10 protein-coding genes are annotated in these 20903 nt (G+C 47.1%); 6 read left to right on the forward strand and 4 right to left on the reverse strand.

Annotated features, from left to right (window positions below; genetic code table 11):
* The 4 genes from H579_RS0109095 to H579_RS0109110 all read left to right on the forward strand — a co-directional run.
* On the forward strand, positions 1 to 286 hold a 286-nt coding region (locus H579_RS0109095; protein ID WP_028299745.1), incomplete at its 5' end, for an IS110 family transposase.
* Between the two features lie 340 nt (positions 287 to 626).
* Positions 627 to 2318, forward strand: coding sequence for a B12-binding domain-containing radical SAM protein (locus tag H579_RS25025; RefSeq protein WP_051227484.1), 1692 nt, complete (start codon positions 627 to 629; stop codon positions 2316 to 2318).
* A 3-nt stretch (positions 2319 to 2321) separates the two neighbouring features.
* Positions 2322 to 6392 (forward strand): non-ribosomal peptide synthetase, encoded by a 4071-nt coding sequence (locus tag H579_RS0109105; protein ID WP_084624045.1) that lies wholly within the window; start codon positions 2322 to 2324, stop codon positions 6390 to 6392.
* Between the two features lie 116 nt (positions 6393 to 6508).
* Positions 6509 to 8764: a cyclic nucleotide-binding domain-containing protein gene (locus H579_RS0109110; RefSeq protein ID WP_028300412.1), complete on the forward strand. Its 2256-nt coding sequence runs from the start codon at positions 6509 to 6511 to the stop codon at positions 8762 to 8764.
* Between the two features lie 201 nt (positions 8765 to 8965).
* Here the strand turns inward: H579_RS0109110 and H579_RS0109115 are convergent, their stop codons facing one another.
* From H579_RS0109115 to nfuA, 4 genes are all read right to left on the reverse strand, one after another.
* Positions 8966 to 10315: an OmpP1/FadL family transporter gene (locus tag H579_RS0109115; RefSeq protein WP_028300413.1), complete on the reverse strand. Its 1350-nt coding sequence runs from the start codon at positions 10313 to 10315 to the stop codon at positions 8966 to 8968.
* A gap of 54 nt (positions 10316 to 10369) precedes the next feature.
* A complete protein-coding gene (locus H579_RS0109120; RefSeq protein ID WP_028300414.1) occupies positions 10370 to 12679 on the reverse strand; it encodes a hypothetical protein in 2310 nt (769 codons plus the stop codon).
* A gap of 614 nt (positions 12680 to 13293) precedes the next feature.
* The gene (locus H579_RS0109130; RefSeq protein ID WP_342662782.1) at positions 13294 to 14370 is read right to left on the reverse strand and encodes a TAXI family TRAP transporter solute-binding subunit; all 1077 of its coding nucleotides are present in this window, start codon (positions 14368 to 14370) and stop codon (positions 13294 to 13296) included.
* Between the two features lie 181 nt (positions 14371 to 14551).
* On the reverse strand, positions 14552 to 15142 hold the full coding sequence (nfuA, locus tag H579_RS0109135; RefSeq protein WP_028300416.1) for a Fe-S biogenesis protein NfuA: 591 nt from the start codon (positions 15140 to 15142) through the stop codon (positions 14552 to 14554).
* A 399-nt stretch (positions 15143 to 15541) separates the two neighbouring features.
* On the opposite strand from nfuA, the gene metH reads away from it, so the two are divergent.
* Positions 15542 to 19240 carry a methionine synthase gene (gene metH / locus H579_RS0109140; protein ID WP_028300417.1) on the forward strand — a complete coding sequence of 1233 codons (3699 nt, stop codon included), beginning with the start codon at positions 15542 to 15544 and terminating at the stop codon, positions 19238 to 19240.
* A 205-nt stretch (positions 19241 to 19445) separates the two neighbouring features.
* Complete coding sequence (locus H579_RS0109145; RefSeq protein ID WP_036565906.1) at positions 19446 to 20759, forward strand: MATE family efflux transporter; 1314 nt, start codon at positions 19446 to 19448, stop codon at positions 20757 to 20759.
* Positions 20760 to 20903: the final 144 nt, after the last annotated feature.

Here is a 20903-nt window from a genome sequence, read left to right on the forward strand (position 1 = left end):
ACAAGTAGCGGCCTATTTGGGTTTAGTGCCTCGTATCCAGCAATCAGGGCAATGGAAAGGAAGAAGCCGTTTAAGTAAGCAGGGGCCAGCCAAAATAAGAGCAAAGCTCTATATGGCAGCAGTCAGTTGTTTACAACATAACCCAGATATTCGACATCAATTTAAGCGTTTAGTAGAGAAGGGTAAAAGTAAAATGCAGGCCCTGTGCGCAGGTATGCGCAAGCTTGTTCAAATTTGTTTTGGTGTTGTAAAGCATCAAAGCGAATATCACCCTCAATCAGCCTAAAAGAGCTGTTGAAGGTGATTTGGAGAGATGGTATCTACAATATTTATCGGGATTGGTATTAGAAGCCCCCAAAACCCCCTCTAATCACAAATCCTAAAAAAACATCCCCCCTCCTTCTTAGGGCAAACCACCTATACTTTGCACAGAAACTTGAACTATGCCGCACAAACCTTTGTTGGCAATGCCATAAAAAAGTGGCACTTTTAAATATGTCGTAACAAATTGATCCATCGAATGATCCAACCAGAGTTGTTGAGCTCAACAATGGTTTGAGAAACGTTAGTCAATTTGTTGTAGCGCTCATTTGTCGAGCCGTTGAAATAATAAGCCGAGTGTTTTTATGGAAAACCCTATATCTGTTCAAGCCCAGCAAAACTCAAGTCAGAAACCATCCCGTTTTGGCATTTTGCTCATTAAACCCTCCCGTTATGACGACGATGGCTATGTAGTGCAATGGTGGAAGAGTATCGGGCCTGCTCATAGCCTGGCTGCGGTTTGGGGAATCGTTGAAGATGCAGCCAACCGCCAGGTGATGGGTTCCAGTGTAACGGTTGAGATCAATGGAATTAATGAAATGACCACCCGTGTTGACACTAAAAAACTGGGCAAACAGCTTAAATCCTATGATAGGGCTTTGGTGATGATGGTTGGAGTACAGACCAATCAGTATCCACGCTCGATTGATCTGGCTCGACAGTTTATTACACAGGGTATTCCTGTGGCTATTGGTGGTTTTCATGTCAGCGGTACAATGGCTCTCACGCCGGATTGGGAATACGGCGCTCTTAAATCCGCTCAGGATGAAGGTATTACACTGTACGCTGGTGAACTGGAAACCGGTGTCGATGAACTCTTGCGTGATGCCTTGAACGGTACTTTAAAGCCGATGTATGACAAGGGCGACGACCTGGCAGATATGAGCAAGGCCCCTCTTCCCAAGCTGTTAACGCCAAAACAGCGCAAGATGAAAATCGATGTCGCCACAATGGATATGGGGCGGGGCTGTCCTTTTAAGTGCTCTTTCTGCTCAGTGATTAATGTATCCGGTAATAAGATGCGTTCGCGGGACCCGGCAGCGATTGAGGTTTATCTGCGTCAATGTATTGATCAGGGCACTCACCGCTTGTTATTGGTGGATGATAACTTTGCCCGCTTGCGTGAGTGGCGAGAGATTCTGGATGTTTTTATTAAGCTGCATAAAGAGACAGGTATTGAGTGGGATTGCTTTGTGCAACTGGACACTCAATCTCACAGAATTCCAGGCTTTGTGGAAAAAGCCAGGGAAGCGGGCTGTACTCGGGTGTTTATCGGAATAGAAGCTGTGCGTAGCGATAATTTGCTCGCCGCAGGTAAAAAACACAATAAAGTCCAGGCGATGCATGACATGGCAATGGCATGGAAAAAAGCCGGTATCTTTATCTTTGGCACCTTAATCATAGGATTTGATCACGACACCCCTGAGCTGATGAAACAGGATATTCGTTTTATTCAGGAAAATGTGCCCATCGATATTCTGATTACTACCGTTTTGACTCCCCTACCCGGTTCAATGGACCATAAGCACGCCGTTGAAGCGGGAGTAAAGCTGGACCCAGACCTGAATGAATATGACACCACGCACGCGGTATTTGATCACCCTCTGATGAGTAAAGAGGAGTGGAATCAGACCTATCTGGATCTTTATGACTGGTTTTATACTCCTGAACATATCGAGAAGATTTTCACCCAGGCGCTGGAAAATGGCATCAGTGTGAAAGAGTTGATTCAGGTAATGATGGCATTCTACGGTTCACCTCGCTTTGAAAAAAGCCATCCTTATGTTTATGGCCTGGTGCGCTTCAAATCCCGTATTGATCGCCGCCCTGGCCGAAAGATCGAACCGGTCTGGAGTTTCTATCCCCGCCGGGTATGGGAGGTCAGTAAATCCCTTGTCGGCCACATAGGGCTTTATATTCATCTAGTAAGAATCGCACGACGTGCCCGCAAAGCAGTGAAGCGCCGCAGTCCTTTGATCAAAGTGGAGCAAATTTGATTTATGTATTGCTCATCCCCGCCTCAGCCTCAACCGGACTTAGATAGACCCGGCACGGAGAACAAAACAATCGAAGACAATCAGGACATTAATTGCCACCAGGCCAGCTTTCAGGCACATCTACACCCAATGACAGCTGGGCATCAGGCAATCTGGCTGGATCAATGTGCTCATGCAGACACCCCCCTGTACAATATGGGTGGTGGTGCTTTTATCGAAGGCCCATTAGATAGGGCTTTATTATGGCGGGCACTGGATCTTGTAATTCAGGAAAGTGATGCCCTGCGTATGGTGCCTCAGGGCGGAAAAAGCTTTTTGCTACTGGACAAAATCACACCTGATATTAAAGAGATTGACCTGAGCAAAGCACAAGACCCAGAAGCTGCAACTCTCGCATTATGGGAGCAGCACTCCGCTCAACCGTTTGACCTAACACTGAAAACGCCTCCGTGGAAAATCATTCTGACCCGGTTAAGTGAAGAGCGTCATGGCATACAAGCCTTGTATCATCATCTATTAATGGATGGCTTTGGCTCAACTCAAATCATGCATCTTTGGTCAAATATATACACAGCTTTAACTCACGGCCAAGACACCCCATCATCAACCACTCCCAGCTATTGCAACTATTTGGCGGATAGTCAAACATATTACAATAGCCTGCAATTCGAAAAAGACAAGGCCTTTTGGCAAGAACATCTGCCAGAACTACCGGAACCTATTATCCTCCCCAGGCAGAATATCGCTATCCAGGCAGTCTCAGCTAAAGCGACACGCACTCACAAAGACTCACTCACTCCAAGCCAGCTTCAACAAAGGGGGAATACCTCAGAAAAGCTTAACCCTTCTGTTATTCGTCAACACACGATTCCCCGGAAATTGTATGATCGTATCGAAGAAGGCGTCAGCAGCTCGGCTCCGGTTTTTCTGGCCGCATTAGCCCTGTATTTCTCTAAAGTCAGCGGGCAAAAACAGGTTGTGATCGGAGTCCCGACCTTAAATCGCTGGGGCAAGCGCTATAAATTCACACCGGGCTTGTTTACCAATGTGATACCAGTCCCAATTAACGTTGATCCTGATGCCAGTTTGACTGATCTAGTGAGCGCCGTAAGCAGGAATCTCAGAGCATGCTATCGGCACCAACGCTTTCCTCTATCCGAAATAACACGCCAGTTAAAAGCACTTAAGGAAGGCCGCACCGCGATTTTTGACCTTGCCTTCTCCTTTGAACGCCAAATGCTTGGTATATCTTTTGGCCAGGCCACCCTAAACAGTACTCGCCAATTATTTTCTGGGGTATCCCGTTACCCCATTATTCTGTCTCTGTGTGAATTCTCCGCTGACGATAATGTGGAAATGGTACTAGAAGGAGATCAGAACTATCTGTTTGACGGTGAAGCCGAACTATTGCTGAAACGATGGTTTCAGATACTCCAGACGATTGTCGATGCGCCGGATACTTTCTGTCGTGATATTGAGCTGGTACCTGAAACTGAAAAACAACAGCTACGTAAACTGACGGTGCTGACAGCACTTACACCACCTGCTGATACTCTTTTGGTTTCCGGTGAAATGCCCCTTGCCTCATTAGCCAGTCCTCAGCAGAAATACGATACAGTTATTCATGCTTTTCTGGATCAGGCTAAAAACAAGCCCAATACCATTGCGCTTATTAGCGATGAGAGTCGTGTAAATTATGCTGAGCTGGAATTATGGAGCAGACAAATAGCTTTACAGCTGAGAAAAATGGCTACTCAGCCCATTGAACCCGATTCAATAATTGCCTTTGCTGTCAAACGCTCACCTGCAATGATTGCGGCTATTTTAGGTATTCTACGTTCTGGCGCAGCTTTTATGCCCCTTGACCCGGATACACCTGCTGACCGTCTACAACATATGCTGGCTGAGGCAAATATCAGCACAGTCATCGTCGATGGAAATACCACCCAACAACTGACTGATCTGGAAATAAGCACATCGGTTAATTTTTTTGAACTTAATTCACCCGATAGAAAAAAAGAACAAGCTCTCGACTCTACCCTATCACTCGATCTACCCTGTGCAAATCAGCTGGCCTATCTGCTCTATACTTCCGGCTCCAGCGGTCTGCCTAAAGGGGTTATGATCGATCACAGCGCCCTGATGTCTCGCATCGTCTCCACTTACGGCTCAGTACCTTATGATCGCAGCTGTCAAGGGACTCAGATCACCTTTGATCCAGCGATGGTGGAGATTTTTGCCCCACTTTGTCAAGGTGGTGCGATTATTTTACCGCCACCTGGACGCCAAACAATGGAAGTGATCGCACAAACCATTTTGCGTCATAAGGCAAGTTTCGCCATCTTTGTACCATCAACGCTACCTCACTTCCTGGATGCGATTGAAGGCAAAAAGGATCTGCCTCTCCGCCTGGTTTGGTGCGGTGGTGAGATTCTCTCTCCAAGTCTGGCACAACGTTTTCTAATGCTCACAGGAGCGCGCTTAATCAACTGCTATGGGCCAACAGAAGCCACAGTTCTGGCTTCCAGCTGGGAGTGCACCTCGCAAAAGATGCCAGCGGTTCTGCCTATTGGCAAAGCAATTAAGGATAGTAGTATTTATATTCTTGACGCTTATGGTCAACAACTGCCTCTGGGCATCACAGGCGAGATATACTTAGGAGGGCCAGGCCTGGCACGGGGTTATCGTAATCGACCAGAACTGGATACTGAGCGCTTTATTTACGCACCATTTGATTCAGAACTGCGTCTCTATAAAACGGGTGACCGTGGCATGATGATGCCAGATGGCGTGGTATATTTCTCAGGTCGAGCGGACCGTCAGGTCAAAATACGAGGTCATCGTGTTGAACCCGACGAGATTGAAACCGTGCTATTGGCTCACCCGGATATTACCAACGCCGCAGTTAAAGCCCAGCCAGATAATAATTCACAGAGCTTACATGCCTGGCTAGCCAGCCAATCACTGGATGAAACAGCCGTGCGTGATTACCTGCACAGCAAACTACCTGACTATATGGTACCTGGTTTTATTAAGGTGATGGATGCTTTACCAAACAACTCCAGCGGTAAAGTTGATTGGCAGGCATTGCCTGAAATTACTTGCAGTACTGAAACCCATCAGTATCAACCCCCTTCAACTCCACTGGAGATTGAGCTGGTTACGTTCTGGGAGGATCTACTCAAACGCAGCCCCATTGGTATTCATGATAACTTCTTTGCCTTAGGCGGTGATTCACTATCGGCAATGAGTTTCTTATCGGGTCTGGATACCCTATCAGGTAAGGAAACTACGGTATCACTGTCCTTTTTTATCCATCACCCAACGGTTGCTGAGATCGCTCAGGCTTTTTCAAAGTTTGTCGGTGATAAGCCTGTTGCAGTGACATTGAGCGACAACCCCATGACCCCTACTGTCTTCATAGCGGCTTCAGGTCATGGCGATGCAGCCCGTTTCCAACGTCTTGCCGATGCCTTGGGGAAACAATGTTCCCTGGTGATGCTACAACCACCTTTAACGACATCGGATGATCCTCTGGAACAACGAAACCTTAATCTGGCACAACATTATGCTGATGCCATTGAAGCCAAAGCGGACAGAGAATTTATTCTGGGCGGTTTTTCCATTGGCGGTATTGTGGCTCTGGAAACAGCAAAAGAACTCATCCGCCGTAATCGGGCGCCACAACGTACACTGCTGCTTGAAACCGTTTACCCCTGCCCTATCTTAAACAGTGCTCGTATTTGGTTAGCCTTTGTGAAGTTGGTTAAAGGGCTAAATATTCTGAACATTAACGTGAATGGTCGCCGTTTAGGTACCATGCTGTCTGACCAAGGATTAACAAGCCAGATTGAAGCGATGAAAATTTATCGTGCCAGTTCATTTGATGGCCCAGTGGATCTGATTATCTCTAATGGTTTGAACTTGCTCAGTCCTTTGTTATTTCGTCGCTGGAAAAGCCAAGTATCTAAGCCACCTCGTATCATGCGCGTCAAAGGCTGTCATGGCTCTATGTTTTCTGCCAATAATGTTGCAGATCTTGCTAAAGCTATTGAAAAAAGTTTACATAAATAGTTGGCATCTCTCTGATTTTTTTATAAAAATCAATGGCCACTGTAATTAGCCAACCCAACAACTGCTCGAACCAAGATATTCCAGCTTGATCTGAAGCATACAAAGGAAAACGCTTTATGCTCCCAAAACATCCCAACGATTCGATGGAGCCCGATGAGATCATCGCTCTGCTGGCGACACTGGATGTTTTTAGAGGTCTGGAGCAGAGTCTGCTTACTCGGGTTGCTCAAGTGCTTGAACCTATGTCATTCACTTCTGGCAGTTATCTCTTTGATCGGCATGATGTGGCTCATACTGTTTTTATCATCGTATCAGGCAACGTGCGTCGAGTGGCATCATCAGCTAATTGCTCCAGTGTATTATCTGAGCATAGCCGGGGAGATATTCTTGATTTAGCTGTTCTGGGTGGCCAGATGACCCGCTCTTCTGCAGCCTTAGCCATATCTGAAGTACAACTTTATCAGCTATCCAGAAGCGCATTTAAGCAGCTGCAAGCTCAATACCCCACCCAATTTTCCGCCTTGATCCGCCGTTTAACACAAACCATTGAGATCATTCACCTCAAAGCAGCCCTACAGGAAAGCGCTCTTTTTTCCGATTTAAGCGAAGATATTCTGGATCATCTCAGCCACGAGATGGAACTAAAAGTGGTTCCCAGCGGCATGCAGCTGATCAAAAAGGGAGATCCGTCTGATTATATCTATTTTGTAGTCAGTGGCCGTTTCTTAGCAGTTGATGAAATCGATGGCCAAGAAATCCCCTTAAGAGATGTAGATCGTGGCGAAGTACTGGGTGAGATAGGAGTTATTCTCGAAACCAGCCGCGCAGTGCATGTTCGTGCAGTACGGGACTCAACGGTAGGCAGGCTCAGCAAAACGGTGTTTGAAACACTGTTTAATAATCATCCTGTAGCAGTCCATAAAGCCACCACCAAGATGATTGTTGACCACCTTATATCACCTTCACGGCCCCTTGGTGCCACCATCCCACGCACCATCGCCATACTTCCCATCTCCACAGGAGTTCCTATCAGTGAGATCGCCAGGATGTTGGGAATAGCCCTGTCGAGTCGAGGCGCAACTTTAACAGTTGATAGTCAGCTGATCACCAGTATGGGAGGTCTCAATGATCAATCCCTGGCCCCATCCGATGAAGCCTCCAGGGGCTCCATCGTTAATGCACTGAATGACCTTGAACGCTCTCATGAGCACTTAATTCTTGTGAGCGATACGGGCGATACCCCTTGGACACAACGCTGTATCAGGCAGGCTGATGCAATACTGCTACTGGCTGACACCTCTGCTGATACCTCAGTGACACCCCTTGAGCAACAGATCAAAAAAATCAAAACAGATGGCAGGATAAAGCCCCATCTGCTTCTGTTACAGAAAGCAGAAACATCGGTTGCCCGTAATACTGCAGCATGGTTGGCACACAGAGATTGTGTAATGCACCACCATCTACGTCATGGAAAAAAAGATGATATTCAGCGCCTGGCCCGCTTTTTAACTGGCGAAGCAATTGGTTTGGTTCTAGGAGCTGGAGGAGGACGTGGCCTGGCTCATATTGGCGTATTTCGTGCGATGAAAGAACTCAATATTCCCATTGACTATATCGGTGGTACCAGTGTCGGCGCCTTTATCGCCTGTCAGATTGCATTAGGCTGGTCACCAGATAAAATACTTGAGCAGAGTAAACGCATTACAAGTTCATTTGCAGATCTCCCCACTCTGCCCATTGTGTCGTTGTTTTCTGGCCGCAAAGCCTGCAGGGTAACAGAGCAGGCCTTTGGCGATATCTTGATCGAAGACTTATCCACAAAATACTTTGCAGTGTCCTGCAATATCAGCCATGCCGGTATGAAAATCCATAACCGCGGCCCCATGGTTGAAGCCGTGTTAGCGAGCAACGCAGCACCGGGCATTTACCCGCCCTATCCTCATCAGGATGGTTTACTAGTGGATGGTGCCGCACTAAACAGCCTGCCTGTGGATGTGATGGCTCAAGCTAACCCCGGTGGCATTGTATTAGCCGTCAACGTGAACCCTAAAAATGATGCTCGCGATCCAATTGAATACGACGGGGCTTTATCGGGTTGGAGCGTGCTGTTTAGCCGCCTGAACCCGTTTAGAAAATCGATTAACGTGCCCAACATGGTTGAAGTATTGATGCGGGTCTCCAATATTGGTGGCACGCTGGAGCAACGAAAAAACCAAGCAGTCTATACAGATCTATATCTGGAGCCCCCACTGACGGACTTCTCCGTAGTCGATTATAAAAAAATTGAGCAACTGGCAAACATTGGTTACGACTACGCTAAGCCGCTTCTCGAAAAATGGAAGCAAGAGAAAGAAAAGGAAAAAGGAAATTGATTGAATGTGCCACTAATCAAGCTTTGTACAACTGATACTGAAAACTGTTTAAATCAAATGTAAAAAGCGGGCCATTATTTGGCCCGCTTTCGTATTAATCTAATATACTGGCGAGATGTATTAACCAACTGACTCCAATGTGCTTGTTAGACCTAGCCAGATTTAACAAGACATCAGTAGCAGCCACTCAAACTCAACGCACTAGAAACTCATATTAAAGCCCACGGAAAACACATGCGCTTCAGTGTCGTAGTCCGCATTAACACTGCCTCGTGAAGCATCTTCCGCCAACTGACCCGTACGATTCAGATTCACCTTATCAACATTCACATAGGTGTAAGCTAAATGAATACGACTATCAGGTGACAACTGATAACTACCGCCCAATGACATCCAGGTTCTGTCTCCATCCGGTGTACGGGCTGAACGATACTCCTCTTTCACAGGAGAATTATCTTTAGCAAAGCCGGTCCTTAAGGTCAGCTTATCGGTAGCCTGATAAGTAGCGCCAATCGAGTAGAACCATTGGTCTTCAAAATCAAAGGTGAGTACCGAATCCGGTTGTTTAACCTTATCTTCACCGGCTGCAAATGCGATCCTTAGCTCATCCATTGAACTCCAACCCGTATGCATTGCCGTCAGCCCCAACGTCACTTTTTCATTCATATCGTGCTCAAGGCTTAATGTGGTTACTGACGGAAATTCAATTTGGTCAAACACATAGGCATTATCGACTCCCAATGCCGCCATAGTTGGAGGAACATTTTCGTAAGTTGCATCGCCTTCAAAGGTAAAATCGATTTTACTACGATGACCAAGACCTAAACGTGTCCCAGGAACAGGTTCATAAGCTAAACCAAAGGCATACCCTACTGAAACATCATCCCCTTCAATCTCACCATAGCCTTCACCTCCAATACTATTACCCCCATTGAAATCTGTTAGCGCAGACGCCAGAAGAACATACCCTCGATGCACCTGAACACTACCGCCAACTTTCAGTTCTGACGATAATTTATGAGAAGCACTTAATGCCAGGGTTAATACCTGCACCTCAGTTTCCGCTGAGTGATAACGTCCTGCCCAATTTTTACCATATTGTCCAGCGAGCCCAAAAGGTACATTAAAAGATACGCCAAGAGTGGTCTTTGCATCCAGCGCATAGGCATAATGCAATGAAGGTACAAACGAATTATCGACGACATCGTTTGCTTCACCGGTCATAGGATTGCCAACGGGATCTGCTGCTGAGTTCACAGTCACATCCATATCGGGCAAGATTAGGGCACCACTGGTATATACTGCACTTCGGGAGCCATTGCCGTTACTATCCAGACTATTACCGTTATCCAACAGCGCTGGATTCCAGAAACTAAAGGACATATCCGAATTGCTTGCAGCAGCACCAGCCAGAGCATTACCAGATGCCGTAGCGCTGTGGTCATTTAAGGCGAAACCTGCCGATAGAGCACTCTGGCTTACGACCAGGCCCGAAGCCGCCAGAATAGTTGCCTGAATGCTGCGAGACAACACACTTGTTTGAAGTTTCATAATAATTCTCCGTAATTCTTTTTGTCAGAGAGAAGGTTCAACGTGTTGCCTCGATTACTGAACAACGTTGCTATTGGTGATACTTATGGCAGTACCCTGACTCTTAACAAAAGAGATCACTTGTGTCTGCATCTCTACAGTCGCAGCTAATGCTGATGTAGCATCCTGGGTAACACCGACCTGTTCAGATGGATCCAGCAATGAGGAATGCTTGCCCAACAAGAAATTAGTGTAAACCTTCAAACCTGTCGCATCGGCCGTCGAAGCAGAAGCTTGTGTTAAACCCAGCTCACTGATTAGACCTGAGGTACCGGCCAGTGGGAATCCCTTCTCCACGATGGAGTTCGGAACCACTTGGTCAGATAGATTGATCCCATTACCCACAACCTGAGTCACCAATACAGGAGTATCACTATTGATCTGAGATGCCCAGGCGCTGGAATCTCCGCTATCAACCACTTGCTGAGCACCCGCAATAAAGGTCTGGATAAAACTTGGGTAAGCAATATTAGACAGACTGTCGTAGGTCGTTGGATCTGTAGTGCGCAAAGCAATAAAATCACTTGCACTGTATCCCAGGTTACCCGCTACCGCTGCAGCAAAAGAGTCATTGGCTTTAAAGGCTGCTTTAACAATAGGTCCAAAGGTGTTGGAGTATCCCATCACCGCTGCGGCTTGACCACTGGCGACTGTTAATGCCGCCGCATTAAAGTCAAATGGATTATTAGCATCACTTTCAGCTAAGCCATCACTATCGCTGTCATAACTGTCCGCAACACCTACAACACCAGTACCAATAATTGAGCCCAGTGATACTCCAATTAATGATACGGAGTCCCCATCCAGGTCAACAGCCGCTACTGGTTGAACATTACTATCGGTATAAACAGGTGTGTTGGTCAGTGCAGCGCGCAGGGTCAGCATATCGGAAATAGACTGACGCAGGTTATCACGTACCGTACGCAAGGAACTGAGATTAGCAAAAACCAAAGAGCTACCATTGGCATAAGCAGCGCTGGTAGTTGAGTCTGTGCTGGTTAGCTCATAGATACCATCACCATCCATATCGATACTACGGCTGCCATGCAGGGGTAAATCAATAGCAACGACTGCGATGCCCTGGGCAGCCAGATTACCGGCCATTGCTGCAATGGTTTCTTTATGGGAGGTAATACCATGCACATAAAGAGCGACCGGCCATCCATTTTCTGGTTTAGTTACCCCTGCCGGTAGATTATTTTCATCAGGTACAGAGATAAAGACTTGAACAGTATGGTCACTTTGTTTTTCAGGCGAATAGTTGCCAGGACGTAGTATGCCATCAGCGCCATCGTCCGCTACCCAATGACGGCCTAATGCTGTGCAACTGCCTGTTGTGCTTAAATCAACCGCACAATTAGCTGCAGTTGGAGTTTCCAAAAAGTACGGTAGCTTAACACCTGCATAGTAGATCAAAGGATCATGTGCCAGAGTAGCCGTTGCTGCCGTAGTACTATCCTGACCTAAGCCCATTAGATACGAACTCAGCTTATTATCTGCAATTGTCACACCTGATGCTGCCAAAGCCATTTGTGCACTGGTAACACTGCCAATCATAGGTGCTTCAGCAACGATCCGGTCCATGACCTCCTGCATTACAGGCTTGATTTTCTGAGCAGTAAAGCGAGTGGAGTAGATAATATTAGAGTCTGCAGAAACAAAATTACTTAAAACAGGGTTAATTCCAGTCAAAAGAGTCTGGATGCCCTTTAGCTGAGCCTGTTGAGACGCGTCAGCAGTGAGAGTAGTCACATCGGTACCACTGTTAGACAACAAGGAATACATCTGGGATGGCGCCAGCTTACGACCTAGAGAGTCTTTAACCGTATCAGTTACTGCAACCAGATATTGATTGCCCGGCTTAAAGGTTTTAAGAGGAACAAGGGTGAGGCCCGATGAAGAGGCTTTAACGATATAGTCCACACCATAGGTCAGCTGATTCATACGGGTCAAATCAAACAGCACAACTGAATCAGCACTTTCAACCGTACTTTCATCTAAAGCAATGGTGCCATACTCGCGGCTTGGAAAACTGACCCCCAGTGAGATTGGCGAACCTAAGCCCCAACCGTCCAGAGAGCTTAATGACTCATAGATATCTCCCTGCTGAGGAATTGTGACTAAGCCAGTCGCTGTACTGATCAAAAGATCTGTGGGTGTAGAAAGTTCAGCGGTGGTGGGATTAAAGGTAACGCTGGAAGCAGGAATATCATTTATTGATGGTGCAGCGGAGCTATCTACACTATCGGAGTCAATTCCACTGTCGCTACAACCAGACAGTGCAACTGCCGCCGCGATAACCGAGGCTAGTATCGTTTTCTTCATCTTTGTACCTACTTTATTGTTGTTATTACTGATAATTCATAACTGTTCAGAACACACTCAATCAGTCACTGACGGATTAATGTGAGTGGCCATTTTATATTCTGCTGGCTGAGATTTTTAAAGAACTTCCAACAGCCCCTCCCTATAAAGCGTTACAGGCAAGAAGCTCCAAGGAAATCTTTTTTTAGTGAGATACGGCTGATTTACCGCATTAGCCAGCTCAAAATAAAACAGATGTTTGATTAGAGTCACAGTACTAACGCCAATTGTCAATCCTGAAACGTATCTCACTCAGACAAATAAAGCTCAATTACCCTATAGGACTCTACTTCAAACACTTTTATCAAGAATATTCCTTTAAAAACAATACGATAAGGTCTTTTTGAAACGCAGCAATTTGACCAACCAGTCACGCAAGCATCAAACTCATAAAACAGTTTTGTAACACACTGTTATCTAAGGATAAAATATGAAGCCAGCAGATCAAAATAGTGAGCTAGACCAGAAAGAGATGGCAACTATCTTGACAAACACCGCAACAAAAAAGGGCTCTACCTTTTGACAAGCTTGCATACATAGCAAGTGATCCGATTAAATCCTGTTCAGAGGCCTGCCTACTCATCGTGGGTGAAGAACTTTTTAGCTCCAGGGTGCAGAGGTACAAGAGGCATTTTATCGGGTACCATAATGCTCCAATCCAGTGACCTTAGGGCTGGATGCAACGCTTTGAATTGATCAAGATGAGCGAATACTGAACGAGTGATCTGAAATCCTTGCTCCGTACTTAGACTAGTATTTGTTACAACAGAAGCACGGACCTGAAAAGTTGAGATGTCTTTATCTGTACCGCGATACATACCTCCGGCAATTTCAGCAGACTGGTAGAAGGGATACTGTTCGGTAAAGCTCTGAATTAACTTGCCCGGTAACGGCACCAGCTGACTATCACAGAACGTGGTTGCTTCACGAATAGAGGTATTAGGGTGCCCCACCATATAGATAAAGGCATCAATGGCTCCATTACACAAAGCTGCAGCCATTTCCGACGGTGGCAGCTCCGTGGCTAAAGCAAAGTCTTTCTCACTCCAACCAATGCGGCGCATAATCAGCTCCATCGTTTTGCGATGACCTGAGCTGGGGCTGCCAATATTCACTCGCTTCCCTTTCAAATCACTGAAACTGTTAATCTCGCTATCCTTGCGTGCCACAACCGTAAAGCTTTCACTATGCAGGTTAAACAACAATCTCAGAGAATCATCGGCACCATTCTCTGAAAAGATAGAGCTGCCGCGACTGGCATGATAAAGCCAGTCTGCCTGAACTATTGCCAGATCAAACTCATTTCTTCGTAATGAAAATAGATTGTAAGCAGAGCCCTCGGTACTCTCTACAGCGCAACGCAGGCCGTGCTGCTCTTTTTCCTCATTGATCAGACGACAAATTGCCCCCCCAGCAGGATAGTACACACCGGTAATGTCACCTGTACCAATAGTGATAAAGCTGGAATCACCGTGACTCACTGCAACTGAAAAACTCAAAAAATACGCTACTAAACAATGAGTTAAAATTTTCCCCAGGGGGCCAAAAACTTTTTGATTGCACTTTGACTGCTTGCTGCACCATAACTGTTTTCTGCTCTGCAGCAGTATGCTCAGTTTTAATGTCATAACACTTTCCCAATGATTTGGCATTCAGTGTATGAAAAAATAGACACTTTTGGGAAAAAGATACGTAAAAAAACGTAAAAAATACAACTTTCACCCAATAAAAAGAATAACCAAATTCGAGCAACAGGCAGACACTAAAAAGCCGGTGCGCTTTTAAAAAGTACACCGGCTTCTATCAACCAGACTGAGCTTTTAAATAGCAGTCTTACTTAAAGTAAGCGTTATCCGTGACGGTATGGTCAGTGGAGTCCTTCACACCTTTCAGTTGAGGGATCTTCTCCATCAGCGTTTTCTCAACACCGTCTTTCAGCGTCAGATCAACGGCTGAACACCCCTGACAACCACCACCAAATTGCAATACAGCGATCTCATCATCAATCAAATCAACCAGCTTCACTTCACCACCGTGAGCCGCCAGGCCTGGATTGATATCAGAGTACAACACATAATTGATCTGCTCTGCCAGCGGGCTATCCGCGCTCACTTTTGGCATCTTGGCGTTAGGTGCTTTAATGGTCAGCTGACCACCCATACGATCCGGGTTAAAGTCAACCACCGCTTCTTCCAGGTAAGCTGCACTGGTTTTATCCAGATAGACAGGGAATGGAGAACCTTCCTGCAGAATATCCTCCACTTCTTCCTCTCCTGGACGGCAGTAAGCCAAACAGGTTTCTGCATACGGCGTACCCGGCTGTGTGACAAAGACACGAACACCAATGCCTTCAACATCTTGTTTGCCGAGCAGTTCGCCCAGATAGTTTTCTGCGTTTTCAGTAATATCAATAATGCCGGACATAGATTCCAAACCTGGGTTAACAATGAATTGCTGCCATTTTATTGCAATTTTACACATTTGGAAATGCCCTAGTCTTTTAATCAGGTTTATTATTGCTTTAACCAGAATTTAAATAGGGATAAAGCATAAGCTCTTGAACTCACATGTTTATTACTGTAATTGGCCAGCAGATAATTGTTAGATGGTTGGTTAGATAGATTCATAGGTTATTCGCAACACCAGACGTTGCAGGAACTTATACCTGGGCATGATGAGTGAATTTCAATTCATTATGCAAAGCTCTCATGTCGTTATAAGCAACTATTCTCTTAATCCATTACATTTTTTGCTAAAATGTGAAATTCGCTAAAAAACAACTAATTACCCTATTGCTTCTGTAATACCGGAGACCCGAAGAGCATGAATTTGGATACCCGTATCGCCACACTGAAACAAGCCATTCAAGACCGAATCCTGATCCTGGACGGTGGTATGGGCACCATGATTCAGGGCTATAAACTCACCGAGGAAGACTTCCGTGGTGAGCGTTTTAAAGACTGGCCCTCCGATATTCAGGGCAATAACGACCTGTTAGTGCTGACCCGTCCAGACGTGATTAAAGCCGTGCACCTGGCTTATCTGGATGCTGGTGCCGATATTCTGGAAACCAACACCTTTAATGCCACCCAACTGTCTCAGTCTGACTACGGCATGGAAGAACTGGTTTATGAACTGAATGTTGAAGCCGCGCGCCTTGCCCGTGAAGCAGCGGATGAAAAAACGGCGCAGGAGCCAGAAAAGCCACGTTTTGTGGCCGGAGTCTTAGGCCCAACCAGTCGTACCGCGTCTCTGTCTCCCGATGTAAACGATCCGGGTTTCCGTAATATCGATTTTGATACCCTGGCAGAAAACTACCGCGAGTCCACAAAAGGTCTGATCGAAGGCGGTGCCGATATCATCCTGATCGAAACCATTTTTGATACCCTGAACGCTAAAGCCGCCATCTTTGCGGTACAGGATGTATTTGAAGAGCTGGGCATTGAACTGCCGATTATGATCTCAGGCACCATTACCGACGCCTCCGGTCGTACCCTGTCCGGCCAAACCACAGAAGCGTTCTGGAACTCGATTCGTCACGCCAAACCACTGTCTGTGGGCCTTAACTGTGCACTGGGTGCGACTGAACTGCGGCCTTATCTGGAAGAACTGTCTAACAAAGCGGATACCTATGTTTCTGCGCACCCGAATGCGGGCCTGCCGAACGAGTTTGGTGAATACGACCAATCCGGTAAAGAGATGGCGGCTATTATTGATGAATTTGCCGCCAGTGGCTTTGTAAACATTATCGGTGGTTGTTGCGGTACTTCGCCAGAACATATCTCTGCGATCGCGAAAACCGTAGCCAAACACAAACCGCGTCAGATTCCGACCATTGAACCCGCTTGTCGCCTGAGTGGTCTGGAGCCATTCAACATTGAGAAAAACAGCCTGTTTGTGAACGTGGGTGAGCGTACCAACGTGACCGGTTCTGCCCGCTTTAAGCGCCTGATCGTGGAAGAAGATTACGATACCGCACTGGAAGTGGCTCAGGAGCAGGTGGAAAATGGTGCTCAGGTGATCGATATCAATATGGATGAAGGCATGCTGGAATCTCAGTCTGCCATGGTCACTTTCCTGAATCTGGTCGCCTCCGAGCCTGAAATCTCTAAAGTGCCGATTATGATCGACTCCTCTAAGTGGGAGATCATTGAAGCGGGCCTGAAATGCGTACAGGGTAAGCCTGTCGTTAACTCTATCTCTCTGAAAGAGGGTGAAGAAGCCTTCCGTCATCACGCCAAGCTGTGTATGCGCTACGGAGCGGCCATTATTGTGATGGCCTTTGATGAAGAAGGTCAGGCAGATACCTTTGAGCGTAAAGTTGAGATCTGTAAGCGCTCCTACGACGTACTGGTCAATGATATCGGTTTCCCGGCAGAGGATATTATCTTCGACCCTAATATCTTCGCGGTAGCGACCGGTATTGAAGAGCATAACAACTACGCCGTTGACTTTATTGAAGCCACCCGCTGGATTACCGACAACCTGCCGCACGCCATGGTGTCTGGCGGTGTATCTAACGTGTCTTTCTCTTTCCGTGGTAATAACCCGGTGCGTGAAGCGATTCACTCGGTATTCTTGTACCACGCCATTAAAGAAGGCATGACCATGGGAATCGTAAACGCCAGTCAGCTGGCGGTTTATAATGATCTGCCTGAAGAACTGCGCGAATACGTGGAAGATGTAGTCCTGAACCGTCGTGAAGACGGCACAGATCGCCTGCTGGAAATTGCCGATAAGTACCGTGGCAGTGGCGCAGAAGAGAAAAAAGAGGATCAGGAGTGGCGCTCCTGGCCGGTTAATAAGCGTATTGAACATGCACTGGTTAAGGGCATTACCAACTTTATTGTTGAAGATACCGAAGCCGCCCGTCTGGAAGCAGACCGTCCGATTCAGGTGATCGAAGGCCCGCTGATGGATGGTATGAACGTCGTGGGCGACCTGTTTGGTGCCGGTAAGATGTTCCTGCCACAGGTAGTAAAATCCGCCCGTGTAATGAAACAGGCTGTTGCACATCTGGTGCCTTTTATTGAAGCGGAGAAATCCGGTGCGGTAGAAAGCAACGGCAAGATCATTATGGCCACCGTTAAAGGCGACGTACACGATATCGGTAAAAACATCGTGGGCGTGGTTCTGCAGTGTAACAACTACGAAGTAATCGACCTGGGCGTAATGGTACCGGCAGAGAAGATTCTGCAAGTGGCCAAAGAAGAAAACGCTGATATTATCGGCCTGTCTGGTCTGATCACTCCGTCTCTGGATGAGATGGTGCATATCGCTAAAGAGATGGAACGTCAGAACTTTACCATCCCTCTGATGATTGGCGGTGCAACCACCTCCAAGGCTCACACTGCGGTTAAGATCGACCCTCAGTATAAAAAAGGCCCCGTGATTTATGTCACCGATGCCTCCCGTGCGGTAGGTGTCGCTAGTCAGCTGCTAAGTGACGAGTTACGTGATGACTTTATTGCCGGTCGCCGCAAGGAATACGAGGAGACCCGTATTCGTAACGCCAACCGTCGGGCTAAAGCGGATCGTATCAGCTACGAAAATGCAGCGGCTAATAGGCTAAAACTGGACTGGGATAACTTCACACCGGTGACACCCGAAGCAAAAGGCATCACCGTATTTGACGATTACCCGCTGGAAAAACTGGTAGAGCGTATCGACTGGATGCCCTTCTTTATGACCTGGGATCTGGCGGGTAAATTCCCGGCGATTCTGGAAGATGAAGTGGTTGGCGAAACCGCTCGCAGCCTGTTCGAAGATGCCAAGGTGATGCTGAATAAGATCATAGACGAGAAACTGATTAAAGCACGTGGCGTGATTGGTCTGTGGCCTGCCAATACTACGGATGCTGATGTGGTTGAGGTTTATGCCGATGAGAGTCGCTCTGAAGTGATCTCTCGCTTCCACCATATTCGTCAACAGACGCCGAAACCCGATGGTAAGCCAAACCTGAGCCTGGCTGATTATATCGCACCAAAAGACACCGGCCTGAACGATTATGTCGGTGGCTTTGCGGTGAACGCCGGTATTGGTGCAGATGAACTGGCGAAATCCTATGAAGAGGCCGGTGATGACTATAACTCCATTATGGTTAAAGCCCTGGCGGACCGTTTGGCGGAAGCTTTTGCCGAACACCTGCATGAACGCACCCGTAAAGAGTTCTGGGGTTATGCTGCTGATGAAGCACTGGAAAACGAAGCCCTGATTAAAGAGCAGTATCAGGGTATTCGCCCTGCTCCAGGTTATCCGGCTTGCCCTGATCATACAGAAAAGGAAACGCTGTTTAAACTGCTGAACGCCACAGAGAACACCGGCCTGGAACTGACCTCCAGCCTGGCGATGTCTCCAGCGGCAGCCGTATGTGGCTGGTACTTCGGCCACCCGGAAGCGAAGTACTTTGGTACCGGTAAGATCGACAAGGATCAGGTGGAAAACCTGGCAGAAGCGAAAGGCAGAAGCACTGAAGAGATGGAACGCTGGCTGATGTCGGTCCTGTCTTACGATCCAGAGTAAAAGCCTGAACAGTTGCAGAGTAAGACTCTGGACAAAGCAGCCTGCAGCGGATTTCACTAAAGACCTCGCTACAGCATTTGTCGTATAGTAAGCACGAATCCCTCATATCTTAGGATTGAGGGATTTTTGCGTAAAAAAGCCCACAACACTCCAGGACGATATAACCACCTTGGCGACCTCCCTTAGCACCCGACTATTTCCTCCCATGGATCGGTTAAAAGCGATTTTAAAGCTCGCCCTCCCTATCATGGGCGGTATGCTTTCTCAAAGTTTGATCAATCTGGTGGATTCCGCCATGGTTGGAGCCTTGGGCAGCACCTCTCTGGCAGCAGCAGGGATCGGCGGTTATGCAGCGTTTGTGGTTACGGCGTTGATTCTGGGTTTATCGTCAGGCGTGCAATCCACCACGGCTTTTCACTTTGGTGCAGGCTGCAAAAAATCCCAAGTGGATACCCTGCATGCGGGTTTGATCCTGGCATTTCTGCTCTGTTTACCAATTATCATCCTCTTCTACCCCTTTATTGAATATGCATTATCGTTACTTAATAGTAATGGTGCAGTGGTGGAACTGGCGATTCCCTATCTGGAGTGGCGTATTATCGCTCTACTGGGTGTCGGTATTAATCTCGCTTTTCGCGGCTACTGGAATGGCATGCATCATTCCGGGGTCTATCTGAAGATAATCCTGCTGATCCACCTGAGCAATATTCTGATTAGCTACTGCCTGATCTATGGCAAACTGGGCCTGCCAGCTATAGGCGTAGAAGGCGCAGGTTTAGGCACCTGTATCTCTATCTTTTTAGGTTCTTTGGCATGGCTGATCTATACCCTGCGCAAGATCCACCGTCAGGGTTTTCTGCGACGCCTACCCAATCTACCTATTAGCTGGCGGCTATTAACCCTATCTCTACCTAATTCTTTGCAACAAACCCTATTTGCCATGGGCTACCTGAGCCTGTTCTGGATTATCGGCTTAATTGGGCCTTTATCCTTGGCTATTGGTCATGTACTGGTCAACCTGTCGCTATTGATGATTCTGCCAGCCGTTGGCCTGGGCATGGCTGCTACCAGCATGGTAGGAAAAGCACTGGGGCAACAGAAAGATCTGGAAGCGCAACAATGGGGGCTGGATGTGGTAAAAGTAGCTGTTGTCCTGCTCTGCCTGATTGCTATTCCCCTGGTAGTTTTTCCTAAAGAGATTTTATCGCTATTCATTATCGAAAATTCGGGTATAGAGTATGGCGCTCCGTTGTTGCAACTGACCGCGGTGATGGTGATCATTGACGCCGCCGCGATTGTGCTGACCCAGGCCCTGCTTGGAGCCGGAGCCAGCCGCCTGGTGATGATGGTGTCGGTTACGCTGCAATGGGCATTTTTCCTGCCCCTGGCCTTTGTTTTCGGGCCTTATCTGGGTTTTGGCCTGGTCGGTATATGGTCGGTACAACTGGCCTATCGCGCCTTAAATGCCTGCACCTTTATCTGGCTGTGGCGGGTAAAAGCCTGGACGCTGACCTCCTGACATTTTCGAGCTAAAGCATCGTTATTTATTATTCTATTTTGAAATAAATATATAGATATAAATTCATTTTAATTATAAGGCAAGACTGATATCTTGCCCTCATTCAAGCTGCCATTATTCGTTTTCGCGCAGCCAAACCGTGGT

The sequence above is a fragment of the Oceanospirillum beijerinckii DSM 7166 genome (assembly GCF_000422425.1).
Taxonomy (GTDB): domain Bacteria; phylum Pseudomonadota; class Gammaproteobacteria; order Pseudomonadales; family Halomonadaceae; genus Oceanospirillum; species Oceanospirillum beijerinckii.

Coding starts and splice junctions, on each gene's coding strand:
- H579_RS25025 (WP_051227484.1), top strand. CDS start 627: ATGGAAAACCCTATATCTGTTCAAGCCCAGCAAAACTCAAGTCAGAAA.
- H579_RS0109105 (WP_084624045.1), top strand. CDS start 2,322: ATGTATTGCTCATCCCCGCCTCAGCCTCAACCGGACTTAGATAGACCC.
- H579_RS0109110 (WP_028300412.1), top strand. CDS start 6,509: ATGCTCCCAAAACATCCCAACGATTCGATGGAGCCCGATGAGATCATC.
- H579_RS0109115 (WP_028300413.1), bottom strand. CDS start 10,315: ATGAAACTTCAAACAAGTGTGTTGTCTCGCAGCATTCAGGCAACTATT.
- H579_RS0109120 (WP_028300414.1), bottom strand. CDS start 12,679: ATGAAGAAAACGATACTAGCCTCGGTTATCGCGGCGGCAGTTGCACTG.
- H579_RS0109130 (WP_342662782.1), bottom strand. CDS start 14,370: ATGCCAAATCATTGGGAAAGTGTTATGACATTAAAACTGAGCATACTG.
- nfuA (WP_028300416.1), bottom strand. CDS start 15,142: ATGTCCGGCATTATTGATATTACTGAAAACGCAGAAAACTATCTGGGC.
- metH (WP_028300417.1), top strand. CDS start 15,542: ATGAATTTGGATACCCGTATCGCCACACTGAAACAAGCCATTCAAGAC.
- H579_RS0109145 (WP_036565906.1), top strand. CDS start 19,446: ATGGATCGGTTAAAAGCGATTTTAAAGCTCGCCCTCCCTATCATGGGC.